Annotated in this window: 13 protein-coding genes; 8 read left to right on the top strand and 5 right to left on the bottom strand. The window is 44.8% G+C overall.

Translation table 11 applies throughout. The features are described 5' to 3' along the window. Positions 1-43: 43 nt before the first annotated feature. Together ABZR88_RS03505 and ABZR88_RS03500 are read right to left on the bottom strand one after the other, a co-directional pair. Positions 44-1,549 (bottom strand): sigma 54-interacting transcriptional regulator, encoded by a 1,506-nt coding sequence (locus ABZR88_RS03505; protein WP_107829727.1) that lies wholly within the window; start codon positions 1,547-1,549, stop codon positions 44-46. A 125-nt stretch (positions 1,550-1,674) separates the two neighbouring features. Beyond that, entirely contained in the window at positions 1,675-2,772 is a 1,098-nt protein-coding gene (locus tag ABZR88_RS03500) for a VWA domain-containing protein (RefSeq protein WP_107829725.1), read from the bottom strand. Between the two features lie 191 nt (positions 2,773-2,963). Here ABZR88_RS03500 and ABZR88_RS03495 point away from each other — a divergent pair, with 191 nt between their 5' ends. The 4 genes from ABZR88_RS03495 to ABZR88_RS03480 all read left to right on the top strand — a co-directional run bounded on the left by ABZR88_RS03495 (position 2,964) and on the right by ABZR88_RS03480 (position 7,642). Next, on the top strand, positions 2,964-3,626 hold the full coding sequence (locus ABZR88_RS03495; RefSeq protein ID WP_107829723.1) for a hypothetical protein: 663 nt from the start codon (positions 2,964-2,966) through the stop codon (positions 3,624-3,626). A gap of 364 nt (positions 3,627-3,990) precedes the next feature. Beyond that, positions 3,991-5,922, top strand: a complete 1,932-nt coding sequence (gene rpsA, locus ABZR88_RS03490; protein ID WP_107830185.1) for a 30S ribosomal protein S1 — start codon at positions 3,991-3,993, stop codon at positions 5,920-5,922. A gap of 111 nt (positions 5,923-6,033) precedes the next feature. After that, entirely contained in the window at positions 6,034-6,477 is a 444-nt protein-coding gene (locus ABZR88_RS03485) for a hypothetical protein (RefSeq protein ID WP_107829721.1), read from the top strand. Positions 6,478-7,234: 757 nt separating this feature from the next. Next, entirely contained in the window at positions 7,235-7,642 is a 408-nt protein-coding gene (locus ABZR88_RS03480; protein WP_107829717.1) for a VOC family protein, read from the top strand. A 62-nt stretch (positions 7,643-7,704) separates the two neighbouring features. Here ABZR88_RS03480 and ABZR88_RS03475 read toward each other — a convergent pair whose 3' ends face one another. Continuing rightward, positions 7,705-8,256, bottom strand: a complete 552-nt coding sequence (locus tag ABZR88_RS03475; RefSeq protein WP_107829715.1) for a hypothetical protein — start codon at positions 8,254-8,256, stop codon at positions 7,705-7,707. A 184-nt stretch (positions 8,257-8,440) separates the two neighbouring features. On the opposite strand from ABZR88_RS03475, the gene pyrR reads away from it, so the two are divergent. From pyrR to ABZR88_RS03460, 3 genes are read left to right on the top strand one after another with little or no spacing between them, the layout of a single operon-like run. Further along, positions 8,441-8,983 (top strand): bifunctional pyr operon transcriptional regulator/uracil phosphoribosyltransferase PyrR, encoded by a 543-nt coding sequence (gene pyrR / locus ABZR88_RS03470; RefSeq protein WP_107829713.1) that lies wholly within the window; start codon positions 8,441-8,443, stop codon positions 8,981-8,983. A 43-nt stretch (positions 8,984-9,026) separates the two neighbouring features. Then, positions 9,027-9,407 (top strand): four helix bundle protein, encoded by a 381-nt coding sequence (locus ABZR88_RS03465; protein WP_107829711.1) that lies wholly within the window; start codon positions 9,027-9,029, stop codon positions 9,405-9,407. Between the two features lie 38 nt (positions 9,408-9,445). Further along, entirely contained in the window at positions 9,446-10,372 is a 927-nt protein-coding gene (locus ABZR88_RS03460; RefSeq protein ID WP_107829709.1) for an aspartate carbamoyltransferase catalytic subunit, read from the top strand. A gap of 84 nt (positions 10,373-10,456) precedes the next feature. Here ABZR88_RS03460 and ABZR88_RS03455 read toward each other — a convergent pair whose 3' ends face one another. Together ABZR88_RS03455 and ABZR88_RS03450 are read right to left on the bottom strand one after the other, a co-directional pair. Then, positions 10,457-11,635 (bottom strand): glycosyl hydrolase family 8, encoded by a 1,179-nt coding sequence (locus ABZR88_RS03455; protein WP_170113641.1) that lies wholly within the window; start codon positions 11,633-11,635, stop codon positions 10,457-10,459. A 111-nt stretch (positions 11,636-11,746) separates the two neighbouring features. Continuing rightward, positions 11,747-12,679 carry a LysR family transcriptional regulator gene (locus tag ABZR88_RS03450; protein WP_107829705.1) on the bottom strand — a complete coding sequence of 311 codons (933 nt, stop codon included), beginning with the start codon at positions 12,677-12,679 and terminating at the stop codon, positions 11,747-11,749. Between the two features lie 183 nt (positions 12,680-12,862). On the opposite strand from ABZR88_RS03450, the gene ABZR88_RS03445 reads away from it, so the two are divergent. Then, on the top strand, positions 12,863-14,176 hold the full coding sequence (locus ABZR88_RS03445) for a TolC family protein (protein WP_245917079.1): 1,314 nt from the start codon (positions 12,863-12,865) through the stop codon (positions 14,174-14,176). The last annotated feature ends 5 nt before the right edge of the window (positions 14,177-14,181 follow it).

Here is a 14,181-nt window from a genome sequence, read left to right as displayed (position 1 = left end):
GTTTAAATCGTGCGTTTAAGTCGCTATAAATTTAGAAAAATTCTTAATACAGTCGGTCATCTTCGTTCAAATCATCATCCTCATCCGGGGCCAGATTAAACAAGCTATCAAACATGTCTGAAAAAGCGAAGCCATTATCCAGGAAGCCCTTGTTGAGTTGAGAAAACTCAGCCAAACCGTGTAGCACAAACTCCATCAACAATAGTTGCTGATGCTCGCTCAGGTTTGGATGAAACTGTTTTACCAAATCTTTCAAGCCGGTAACGCCGTTAAGTTCTTTTTTGTACTCATCGGCAGGCAAGTCATCAATCAGTGCCAGGTTATTGCCCTCACTAAACCAGTTGATAACATGAGCGTACGGATTGGCTTTCTTTGATTTCTTGGCTTTCTCTGGGTCAGGGAAAAATTGCTGCATCAGTGATTTGATGGCTTTACCAACCAAAATGTTGGCCACCTTAGCCGGCCCTTCCAGCTCGCCCTCATAAACCAGCTCTATTTTACCGGTAATGGCCGGGATAACACCCAGAAAATCAGAGATGCGTACAAAGGTTCTTTTCTCGCCATTGATGATCATGCGGCGCTCGGCGTTGCTGATCAGGTTCTCGTAAGCCGAGATAGTTAAGCGGGCCGACACCCCCGACTTTTTATCGATATATTCTGAGTTACGGGCCTCAAAAGCAATTTGCTCTACCAGGTCTTTTACCAAACCATCAGCCTCGACCGCTTCGCGCTGCTCGTCTGTCAACAAAGCCTCCTGCTGGGTGATCTTGCGCGAAATCTCTACCGAACGTGGGTAGTGAGTTAATATCTGGCTCTCTATACGGTCTTTCAACGGCGTAACGATAGAGCCGCGATTTGTATAGTCTTCTGGGTTGGCAGTAAACACAAACTGGATATCCAACGGCAGACGCAATTTAAAGCCACGGATCTGGATATCTTTCTCTTGCAGGATATTGAACAGTGAAACCTGGATACGGGCCTGCAGATCGGGCAACTCGTTAATTACAAAAATGCCGCGGTGCGCGCGTGGAATGAGCCCGAAGTGGATTACGCGCTCGTCCGAATAAGTCAACTTCATGGTGGCCGCCTTGATTGGGTCAACATCGCCAATCAAATCGGCTACGGTAACATCCGGCGTGGCCAGTTTTTCGGTATAACGTTCTGAGCGATGGATCCAGCCGATGGGCGTGTTATCGCCATGAATCTCAATCTGGTTGCGGGCGAACCACGAAATAGGATTCAGCGGATCATCAAATAATTCAGATCCTTCTATATAAGGCACATACTCATCCAGCAGATTGACCAGCAAACGGGCAATACGGGTTTTGGCCTGACCGCGCAAACCCAGCAACAAAATGTTGTGGCGCGACAGGATAGCCGTTTGCAGATCAGGAATCACGGTATCTTCATAACCGATAATGCCTTCAAAACCACCCTCGTGCTTTTTTTGCAACTGGGCTATTAAATTTTCACGTAATTCTTCTTTTACCGAGCGACTGCGATAGCCTGTTTGCTTCAGCTCGCCCAGAGTTTTTATGTTGTTAGTCATTAGTCAATTGTCATTAGTCATTGGTTCTCCAACAATGTCATTCTGAGCGATAGCGAGGAATCTCTGTTGCATATCTAAAGACCTGTTCTCAGAGATGCTTCGTTCCTCAGCATGACATAATTGTATCAACGTACCGTCCTGCGTCTGTTCTTTATATAATCCTCAAAAATATATTCACCCAAACCGTTTAGCGAACTGTAGAACGCTTTGCCGCCGTTGGTTTCGGTAAACTTGCGTACAAACTGCTGCAGATATGGGTCTTTAGCAATCATAAATGTGGTAATGGGTATTTTGAGGCGCTTGCATTGCGCAGCCATATTCAGGGTTTTATTGACCACCTTGCGGTCCAGCCCGATGCTGTTCTTATAATAACGTGTGCCCTCTTTTAAGCAAGTAGGCTTGCCATCGGTTATCATAAAAATTTGCTTGTTGTGGGTTTTGCGGCGGCGCAACAGATCTGTAGCCAGCTCAAGCCCTGCATAGGTATTGGTATGGTACGGACCAACCTGCAAATAAGGCAAGTCTTGCAACGTGATGGGCCAGGCATCGTTACCAAACACCACAATATCCAGCGTATCCTTAGGATATTTGGTGCGAATCAGTTCCGCCAGCGCCATGGCCACTTTTTTGGCCGGGGTGATGCGATCTTCGCCGTAAAGAATCATAGAGTGCGAGATATCGATCATCAGCACCGTGCTGGTAAGCGTTTTGTAGTCCATCTCCTCTACCTCCAGATCGCGCTCGGTCATCATAAAATCACCGATGCCGTGATTAACCTGGGCGTTGTGGATAGACTGCGTCATATCTATCTGATCCAGACTGTCGCCAAACTCAAACTCGCGGCGCTCGGCATTTTTTTCATCGCCCTGCCCAGATTGCGGCGAACGGTGATTGCCCTTGCCCGACTTTTTGAGCTTGCCAAAAATCTCTTCCAGCGCACTCTGCCTTATACTCTGCTCTGTTTTTGCGGTGATACTGAACTGGCCGTTCTGATTATCTTCGCTCAGATAGCCTTTTTGCTTCAGCTCGTCAATAAAATCGCCCATGCCATACTCATCATCAGTGAGATTGTATTGCTTGTCAAGCTCATTCATCCACGCTAAAGCTTCGCCGGCATCGCCAGCGGTATAGTTCAGCAATTCAAGAAATAATTTTAGTAGTTCATCAAACCCGCCACGTTTTATCTGGCGGGGTACAAATTTTGAAAATCCGAAACCACGCATGGGTAGCCCTTTCTATATGTATAAAGGAACGCAAATTTTAACGGAATGTATATTAATACACCATTAAAAATGGAATTGTTAGCTAAGTATGACAAACAAAGGGCTTTTAGTCGTCCGGTTGTAAATCTATCAGCCATATTGCATATTATTTAATATTTTCATAGTATATTGGCACTCGGGCTATCTAGAATATGAATTTTTTATCGCATTATTATTTTGACCGTACCAGCACAGACTGTTACCATATACTGGGAACGGCATTGCCCGACCTGCTCAAGAATGCCGATAAATCTATCATCCTGCATCCTGAAAAACTCGTCCATACCGATAGCCGCATTAACAGCCTGATTGCCGGCTGGAGCAGACACCTGGAGGTTGACCGCCATTATCACTGTTCTGAGTTTTTTGAACATCACTCGCGCGCTATTAAACTGCAGTTACTGCCGGCTATTGAAGGCTCGCCGGTTAAACCATTCTTTCTGGGGCACGTGGCCATTGAGCTCATACTGGATAACCTGTTGCTAACTACCGGCAAAATAAGCGTCGACGAGTTTTATAAACACCTGAACAATTGCGATGAAGAAGTGATCCGCGAGTTCCTTGAATTTAGCGGATTGCACAATACCGATGTTTTTCTCACCTTTTTTGAAGGCTTTAAGAAACACCGTTATTTAGAAACCTATACCGAAACTGCCCAGGTGGCCTACGCCTTGAAACGCATCTGCATGCGCATCTGGCACCATCCTTTTACTGCAGAACAGGAAGCCAGCATGAACGAGGTGATTGCCCAATATCGCCTGGAGCTGTTGGATAATTTTATGGGGATATTTGAGCAGATTGAGGAGAAGCTATAGGTCCGATTTCAAATTTCGGATGTTCGATTTCGGATTTACTCACAATTTCATACACTTTGCCATCGAACAAACTTGCGGAACTGATTTCTTTGGTGATTAGAAATCTTACCGATGTAATGCACCACCCTGAATACCTTACAGTTGCATAAAATTCCTTCTGCTGACCAAAATAACAACATAAAGCAAAGACCCTAAACCGAGCCTTGCTAACAGTGTATTTCCTCCCTCAAAATCCGAAATCGAACATTCGAAATCCGAAATCACTAAAGATCAGCATTTAACATTAAAATAACTTTTATTAGTCAAATATTTATCTGTACCTTTGCAGTCCCAATTGAATTGGGAAAAGGAGAACAAATTTTTAATGTCAAAAAAACAAGAAGCAGAAAACGAATTAAAAGCAAAAGAGGCTGAACTGGGTTCGGCAGATGTTGCTACTGAGGACAGAATTGAGTCTGAAGCAGATTCATTATCTATCGAAGAGATCAAATCACAGATCGCACAAAACAACCAGGATTTTGACTGGGATGCCGACGATAAAAAGTTTGGCAACTACAGCGCTGCAGAGCGCGAGAAAATGGAGCAGATGTATGATGTTACTTTCAGCTCTATTAACCAGGGAGAAATCATCGTTGGTACAGTAGTAAACATCAACAACAAAGACGTGGTATTGAACATCGGTTTCAAATCTGATGGTATGGTATCATTGTCTGAGTTCCGCGACATGCCTGAGCTGAAAATCGGCGATCAGGTTGACGTGTTCGTTGAATCGCAGGAAGATGCTAACGGTCAGTTAGTACTTTCTCGCAAACGTGCTAAAACGCAAAAATCATGGGAGCGCATTAACCAGGCTCTTGAAAATGACGAGATCATCACCGGCTTTGTGAAGAGCAGAACCAAAGGTGGTTTGATCGTTGATATTATGGGCGTTGAAGCCTTCTTACCAGGTTCACAAATCGATATCAAACCAATCCGTGATTACGATGTGTACGTTGGTAAAACAATGGAATTCAAAGTTGTTAAGATCAACCACGAGTTTAAAAACGTAGTGGTATCGCACAAAGTGCTGATCGAAGACGATTTGGAAAACCAAAAAACTGAGATTGTGGCCAAACTTGAAAAAGGCCAGGTATTGGAAGGTACCGTTAAAAACATTACTGACTTTGGTGTATTCATTGACCTTGGTGGTGTTGACGGCTTACTGCACATTACTGATATCTCTTGGGGCCGTATTGAGCACCCACGTGAAGTATTGGCGCTGGATCAAAAGATCAACGTTGTTGTTCTGGATTTCGACGACGAGAAAAAACGTATCGCTCTGGGCTTAAAACAATTAACTCCACACCCTTGGCAGTCGCTTGACGAAGCTATCCAGGTTGGATCAATCGTTAAAGGTAAAATTGTTACCGTTGCTGATTACGGTGCATTCCTTGAAATCATCCCTGGCGTTGAAGGTCTGATCCACGTATCAGAAATGTCATGGTCTCAAAACCTGCGTAACCCTCAGGAATTCCTGAAAGTTAGCGACGAGATCGAAGCTCAGGTATTGACCCTGGACCGCGAAGAGCGCAAAATGTCATTAGGTATTAAACAACTTACTCCTGATCCATGGCAGAACGCTGGCGACAAATACGCCATCGGCACTCAGCACGTTGCTACTGTTAAAAACATGACCAACTTTGGCGTGTTTGTTGAACTGGAAGACGGCATTGACGGCTTAGTTCACATTAGCGACCTGTCTTGGAGCAAAAAGATCAACCACCCTAACGAGTTTACGAAAGTAGGCGAGAAACTGGATGTTGTTGTTCTGGAACTTGATATTGAAAACCGCAAACTGAGCTTAGGCCACAAACAGCTGGAAGAAAACCCTTGGGATACTTTCGAAACCATCTTCAACGTAGATTCAGTTCATGAAGGTACCGTGCTGAAAGTGACCGACAAAGGTGCTATCGTTGCCCTGCCATACGGTGTTGAAGGCTTTGCGCCAACCAAACACCTCGTGAAAGAAGACGGTAAAGCTTTGAAAGCTGACGAAACTGCTGAATTCAAAATCATCGAGTTCAACAAAGATTCAAAACGCATCGTTATCTCTCACTCACGTATCTGGGAAGACCTGCGCAACGAAGCCCGTATCCAGGACTTTGAAAACCGCAAAAAAGAAGCAAAAGCTACTACTAGCGCGGTGAAAAAAGTGAAGGATTCTGTTGAGAAATCAACTTTAGGCGACCTGAGCGTACTGGCCCAACTGAAAGAGCAGATGGAAGGCGCTGAGAAAAAATCTAAAGAGACTAAATAAGTCATTAAATAGATAAATCCTTTTTAAAAGCCCCGGCCGCAAGGTTGGGGCTTTTTTTGTGGAACCAATTACTTTTGTTAATACCTTTGGGCAACTTTTTCAATAAGATAAGTGAAACCTAAATATATCCCTCTGGTACTGGTCTGCTTCTTACTATTTGGTCTGGCAGTTCAAGTTATCACCAGGCAAATACAACAAGAACGGCTACAGAAAAGACGAATCATTCTTGGCGATCTGTTTTTTAAAGGCCGGGTAATAAATTCAAAGATCTATGACTATGGCGGACGTAATTACAGATTGGTTTGTCTTAAATTAGACAGCGGCAATCGCAAAGATCTCTATATATTTAACGATCGCTGCGCCATCAAAATCAAAGACAGTATTGCCACATTTTCAGCTGGCGGGGATGATCCAAACTTTGTGATCGATTATATAATGGTGAACGTGCAGAAAAATGTATCGACATACCATTATAAAAATGGCAATACAACAACGGATGTAATTGACCTGGAACCACAAGGCCTATCAGTCAGCGATATGAACTTTTGCCGGTAAAATTGACCTGGCCGCCGTCCACTTGACAAAAAACCAAACGCGCTAATCTTGCTGAGTAAAGAATGGCCCCTTTTCCTATTTTTACACCATGAACCTTGATACAATATTTTCCTTTCTTGCCCCCATGGCGGTTATTTTTCTCGGCTTGATGACTAGGTTTTCAAATAGCCCGGGCTGGCAGTCAGCTAAAAAGTACTCTACTCTATTGCTCTTAGTTGGTGCACTTTCACTAATAATAAGAATTGCAAAATACATGTTGTAATTAAGACCAATTTAATATTGAGTTAATGAAGAAATTTCTTCCCTTTATTTTAATTGTCGGCATAGTCATCTATCTCATAAAACCATTTATCGAGAATTTGTTATTGCGCTACTATGGTACATGTGTTAATGCAATAATAATAAATAACTCTATAAGAGTTCGCTATCATAAAGCTGAGTTTAAATATCGCTTTATGATAAATGGAACATATTATGAGGGCAATTCATTAATAACCGATAACAACCAAATAGGCGACAGCATTTGCGTTATCTATTTAAAAGGTTCCCCTTCTACTAACCGTCCCGAAAACCTGCTTGGCGGCAAGCATTGTAGATGTAAGAATTAATACATTACGGATCAAGCGGAGACGCTTAATCGGGCAATATATAAAAACCCCTGTCGCCATCTACCCCACAATTGCCGCAAATACCCCTTTGCCAACCGCCACTACATTGCTATGTTTGTTTATCACTTATAAACAAAAAATAAAAAGATATGGAAAGTCTTAGTCCTTATGTAAGTTTTACTGGCAAATGCCGCGAAGCCATGAATTTTTACCAATCCATCTTTGGCGGAGAACTGGAATTGAATGAAGTGGAAGGCTCGCCTATGGAGCAATACTGGCCAGATGGAAAAGGTCAAATATTTCATTCGGCGCTTACCCTTAACGGCAAGCCGCTGATCATGGCTACAGACATGACCGGCCCTGCAGGCCAAACTGTTGGCAACAACATCCAACTGGCCATCGGCTGTAGCAGTGAGGATGAAATTCATCGCCTGGCAAATCAATTGGCAGAAGGCGGTCAGGTGCTTGCCCCTGTAGCAGACACTTTCTGGAATGCCCTGTTTGGATCAGTGCAAGACAAATTCGGCATCAACTGGATGTTGAATTATGATAAGTAATCTGAGAGTTTCAGTATAACCTAACGATAAGAGCCACAAATATGTGGCTCTACGTATTTTATTCAATTACTAAACACTACAGAAAACACGCCCTCTTTAACATTTAGCTGCGCGCCCGTCGCGCTCTGTAACTTGCCGCTAAAACTGCCGTTTAGGGTACCGCCTTGTATGTAGGCTATGCTGGAGAAATAAACATAAAACGGATCATCATTCACATACCGTGAGGAATAGACCACTCCCGAGGCATCTGTATATTCAATATAATCAGCGGGATAAGTAGCGTTATTGTTGCCAATGTTAACGCCCTGCACAAAGCCAATTATGCTTTCTTCGGCATGAAAGGTAAATTTAGGGTTGCCGCCATTTTTTGCCGTCCCAGCGATATCAAGCGTACGTGGCCGCACATCGGCACTGCGCAGGCCCTGGGCCAGATCAATATTAACAGTAGCGTTGCCAGCCTTGAAGGTAATGAAGCCGTTATTGGGATTTACGGGGACAATAGTTTTTATCGGCTGCTCATCTGCCAGGTGGGCAAAGTCAACCGCATCCATGCCTTTGCAAGCAGCAGCCAGCACGCCCACGGCGGTGATAAGGGTTAAGGTAATCTTGTTCAATTTTACTAATTAGGGGTACGTAAAAATAAGCCAAGTCTGCTTAGCTAACAAATTCATTTTAAAGCTTATATTAAAATATTAAGTACAATTAAGAGTAAAAGCCATGCACCGAACAATCAACTAATCGCTAATCTGTCATTAACTAATCACCAAAATCACTACCTTTGCCCAAATCAACCCTACGATGCTGAACTCCATATTGCTCGACGGACCGAAATTTCAGATCACCATACAGCGCCTGTGTCGTCAGTTAATTGAAAACCATAACGACTTTTCTAACACCGTACTCATAGGCATTCAACCGCGTGGCATTTATCTGGCCAAACGCATTGCTGAAGAACTGCGCGCCATTTTACCCGATAAAACCATTTTGCAGGGCGACCTGGATATCACCTTCTATCGCGATGATTTCCGTCGCCGTGATCAGCTGGTGCCCAATCAAACCCGTATTGATTTTATTGTGGAAGGCAAAAACGTAATCCTGATGGATGACGTACTGTGGACCGGCCGCACCGTGCGCGCCGCCATGGATGCCATGCTCGCCTTCGGCAGACCGGAGAAGATGGAATACCTGACGCTGGTAGACCGCCGTTACTCGCGCCACATCCCGATATCGGCAGATTATACCGGTATCGAAGTAGACTCAATCGCCTCGCAAAAAGTGGTGGTAAGTTGGAAAGAGACGGATGGAGAGGACAAGATTTTGTTAATATCAGAAGTAAAATAATTTCGGATTTCGAATGTTCAATTTCGAATTTGAGAATTAAGTTATGGATTCAACTGAACTAAAACGAAGGACTAAACAGTTCGCTGTAGACGTTATAAGGTTTACAGAAGGCTTGCCGTCAAATCGCTCTTTAAACGTTTTGGTAAATCAGATATTAAGAAGTTCATCATCCATAGGAGCTAATTACAGATCTGCCTGCAGAGGCAAATCAACAGCAGATTTTATCAATAAAATTGTAATTGTAGAAGAAGAAGCTGACGAGTGCGCCTATTGGCTTGAGTTGATGGATGAATCGGGGCTAGTAAAGCTCGATTTGATAAACACGCTTAAGAAAGAAGCGAATGAGCTTACTGCAATTTTTACCGCTATAGGTAAAACTGCGAAGCAAAATCAAAGAAATATAAAATCAGGTAATAGTAAATAAATCCGAAATCGAACATCCGAATTTCGACATCAAAAATCATGGCAGGATTAAGCACGCGACATTTATTAGGTATCAAAGATTTAAAAGAATCTGATCTGCACCTTATTTTTGAAACAGCCGACAACTTTAAAACGGTATTGAACCGACCGATAAAGAAAGTGCCGTCGCTGCGCGATGTAACTATTGCTAATATCTTTTTTGAAAACTCTACGCGTACACGTTTATCGTTCGAGCTGGCAGAGAAACGCCTCTCGGCAGATGTGGTAAACTTTGCGGCCTCATCATCATCGGTAAGCAAAGGCGAAACGCTGATTGATACCGTAAACAACATTCTGGCTATGAAGGTGGATATGGTGGTCATGCGCCACCCTTATGCAGGCGCCGGTGTGTTTCTGTCTAAACACGTAAAAGCCCAGATAGTAAACGCCGGCGACGGCGCGCATGAGCACCCAACTCAGGCCCTGCTGGATGCTTTCTCTATCCGCGAAAAATATGGCGATGTGGCCGGCAAAAAAGTAGTGATTGTGGGCGATATCCTGCACTCGCGTGTAGCGCTGTCAAACATCCTGTGCCTTAAAATGCTGGGCGCTGAGGTAATGGTTTGCGGCCCGACTACGCTGATCCCTAAATATATCACCTCGCTGGGTGTTAAGGTTGAGCACAACCTCATCAAGGCCCTCAACTGGTGTGATGTGGCCAACATGCTGCGCATCCAACTGGAGCGTCAGGATATCAAGTACTTCCCTACCCTGCGAGAGTACACCATGCTTTACGGCCTGAATAAAGAGATTCTCGACTCACTCGATAAAGAGATTACCGTGATGCACCCAGGCCCTATCAACCGCGGCGTAGAGATTACCAGCGACGTAGCCGACAGCAAGCAATCTATCATCCTTGATCAGGTAGAAAACGGCGTGGCTGTCCGCATGGCGGTGTTGTTTTTACTGGCTGGGCAAACGGAGTAATTTTTATTTTGGATTTCGAATTTTCGAGTTCGGATTTATTAGTTCAAATCTTTAAATTCCAAATTGAACATCCGAAGTCCGAAATCATCTCTTCCAACAATTCCCGCTAATCACCATCATATCCAACAGCTTAATGCTGTTATCGTAATAATCATAATCCTTCATTTTAAAAGCCACCAGGTAATCCCAAACGTGGTTTAGCCATTGCTGGTTCCTCGCATCAACCGAGGCCGACGTAGCAAACGGACCAATAAAACTCAGGGCTTCAAAATACCGTTTGGGCAGATCGTTTCCTTCTAAAGAGTATCCGGCAGAAATATTATCGGGATTATTGTTCGTCGTAGCGCGTAGCCACTTGTTAATCCTGTCGCACATGGTTTTGGCACGAGAATCACCGTAAAGCAGGTAATCCATGGCCAATCGCCAGGGCACACGGCAGGCGTTATAGTTGTAGGCACCGTCATATTTAGCTTCCAGGTAATTGGGTTTAGCCGGGCGTGGATGCCTTACATTCTGGATAAAATCGGGAACCAGGCCAGCTTCAGGACTGTAGTGCCTCACCATCTCAGCAAACAACCGGTAAGTATTATCCGTCACCTTTTGCCAACGGATATCGCCGGTTGCTTTGGCAAAAGCCTTGAAGTGTGAGGGCATAAAGTCAGATGTACGGGTATCGTAATAATCCTCACTGTCATACTCGGCACCGTTGCTTAGCAAAATGGTGTAAGTTTTGGGATTGATCTCGTACTTCATGATATCGCCCAATAAAGCTTTAGCGGCTTGCAGATAATTGATGGCACCGTTACTGCCCCATTGTTTATCGGCCAGCAGCAGCGCATAGGTAATATCCATATCGCCATCGGTGGCCGATGAATTGTCGGTATTTTTACACTGATAATTCTGCGCCCAACTCATCAACAACTCCCCTTTTTTGGCGGGGTGGGCAGCATAGTACCGATACAAACCATCAAAAGTGGTTTTAGCCTGATGATCATAACCCGCCATCAACGCGGTGATCATCATGCCATAACCCTGCCCTTCAGATACGCATTGTTTATTGCCTGGCTTTTCAAACCAGATAAAACACTGATCATTTGCATTGCAGGCTTTACGCACGTAACGCGCTTTCCATTGGTTGTAGAAAGAGGTAACCTGCCCGTCTAATTGCTTTTGTGTTAGATGACTGGGCCTGATGCTGCCTTTGGCATATTGCACATGCTGCGGAAAGGGGTAGTGCTGCGCAAATGAAATATGCGGAGACAAGACCAATACAGACAGAATGAAAGCAAGATACTTAACGATGCTCTCCAATTTGTCATTGCGAGGAGCGTGGGCGGAAAAAGGGCGCAATGACATACTTTTTAAAAACTATTCTTATCCTAATACCGCTTTTAATTCTTCCTCCTGCAACATTTCATTCTCGGCAAAGTAATGTTTCAGGCAGGCCAGAAAATTAACAATGGCCGGGGTTTGCTGCATGGTGGCGGCATACCAGGCGCGTTTGGCTATTATGGCAGGCAACGCACGGGTAACCAGATTGCGGCCCTGCAGGTAAGGCTTTACAATCCAATCGGCCATTACGGTAATGCCCAGGCCTGCGTTCACCATCTCAATGGTGGCATCGGTATAATGCACACGGTGCAGGTTACGTGGTTTTACCTGCTGCGCCTGTATCAGCGCCTCCACCACTGGCGTATCCTGATACGATGGATCATAAGAAGCGAGGATGAGTTCCTGATCCTGAAAATCGGCAATTTCAATTACACGTTTAGCTGCCAGAGGATGATCTGCATGCATAATTACCTGCAGCTGGTCTTCAAATATCTTTTCATACTGTATACGGGTGTTGACCATCTGGGTACGCACAATACCCATATCCAGTTCGCCGCGTAGCAGATACTCCAGTGGCCTGCGCGTAGCGTCTGATACAATATGGATGTTAATATCGGGCCAGCGACTTTTATATTCTTTTATAATACCCGGCAGCCAGTGATAAGCGGTGTAACACTGCATGCTGATGTTAAGCTTGCCGGTCTGCCCGTTTTTAAAGTTATTGATATCTTCCTCCATCGATTTGATCTCGGCCAGTATCTTCTTGGCGCTCTGCAAAAAGCGGTCGCCCTGCTCGCTCAGGTGCAGGCGGCGGCCCTGGCGATGAAACACCTCCACCCCTAACTCGCTCTCCAATTCTTTTAACTGATGACTCAGGGCAGATTGTGTGAGGTGCAAACTTTCGGCAGCTTTGGTTAAAGTGCCTTCTTTGTATATGGTATCAACCAGACGGAAGTGATGCAGTGCAATATTCATCTATTACTTTTATTAATGAAGTTTACAAAATTAATTCATTTTTTTCATAAGTTATAACATTTTACTTTTGTGCGTACCATCTACACATACCCCTACATGTTAAGAAAAAATACGCGAAGTGTTTTTTTAGGTTTAGCGGTTTGTTGTTCATACTTAAGCGCAAGCGGCCAGCAGGTTTTAACCATGAAACAGGCCATCCAGACAGCGCTGGACAACTATGGAACTATTAAGGCAAGAACCAACCAGCTAAATGCTTCAAAAGCATTCTTAAAAGAAACAAAATCTGAGTATCTGCCTGATGTGAGCCTTTCGGCGCAGCAGGATTACGGTACCATTAACGGAACAAACGGACCATTGTTCGGCTACCACGGCCTTAGTGTAGCCTCATCCGGCCCATCACTCGCCAATCAGAACTGGAACGCTGCCTTTGGCTCATTGTACCTTGCCAACGTAAACTGGGATTTTTTCAGCTTTGGCAAAAGCAAAGAGAAGATCAAGGTGCAGCAATCTGTTGTCAACCTTAACCAGACAGATCTGGTGCAGGAGCAATTTCAGCACGAAGTACGTGTGGCAACTGCTTACCTCAATCTGCTGGCTGCACAGCGCCTCAGCAAATCGCAACAGCAAAACCTGGATCGTGCCAGCGAACTGCGCCGCGTGGTGGTTACCCGTGTAAAAAACGGACTGAACGCAGGCGTAGATTCATCTTTGGCTAACGCCGAGGTTTCAAGCGCCAAAATTGCCCTCACCCGCGCACAGGATGTGGAGCAGGAGCAAGCCAACATACTGGCCCAATACCTGGGTGTAGAGCCGCAGCAGTTTACGTTGGACAGTGTGTTTGTAAGCAGTCAGCCAAAATCTATTGAGCAGCAGCCGGGTGTTAAGCCAGAGAACCATCCCTTGCTGCAATATTATCAGAACCGTATAGCTATCAGCGATGAGCAGGCCAAGTATTATAAAACTTTTGCCTACCCTACCTTCAGCTTGTTTGGTGTGTTTCAGGGCAGAGGCTCGGGCTTTAATGCCGATTATGCTTCAAACCTGAGCAGCTACTCAAGTTCTTATGGTGCAGGTGCAGACCCAACCCGCTATAACTATTTGTTTGGCGTGGGCATGGTATGGAACATCACCAATCCGTTCCGCATCCATTACCAGGTAAAATCGCAAAAATATACCTCGATGCAGCTGCATGACGAGTATGACGTAGTGAGCCAGCGCCTGCGCGATCAGCAGGTACTGGCCGAAACCCGTATTGGCAACGCGTTGAAGAATTACAACGAAGCGCCCATACAGGTTAAAGCCGCTAATGATGCTTACGTCCAGAAAAATGCGCTTTACAAGAACGGCCTGAGCAACATTGTTGACCTCACCACCGCCTTGTTTACCCTGAACCGTGCCGAAACCGACCGCGACATTGCCTACAACAATGTGTGGCAGGCGCTGCTGTACAAGGCAGCCTCAAGCGGCGATTTCGGAATCTTTATCAATAATTTTTAAGCAAT

Origin of the sequence: Mucilaginibacter yixingensis, assembly GCF_041080815.1 — a bacterium.
In the GTDB taxonomy this organism is placed as follows: Bacteria; Bacteroidota; Bacteroidia; order Sphingobacteriales; family Sphingobacteriaceae; genus Mucilaginibacter; species Mucilaginibacter yixingensis.
This window is presented reverse-complemented; position numbering and strand designations above follow the sequence as displayed.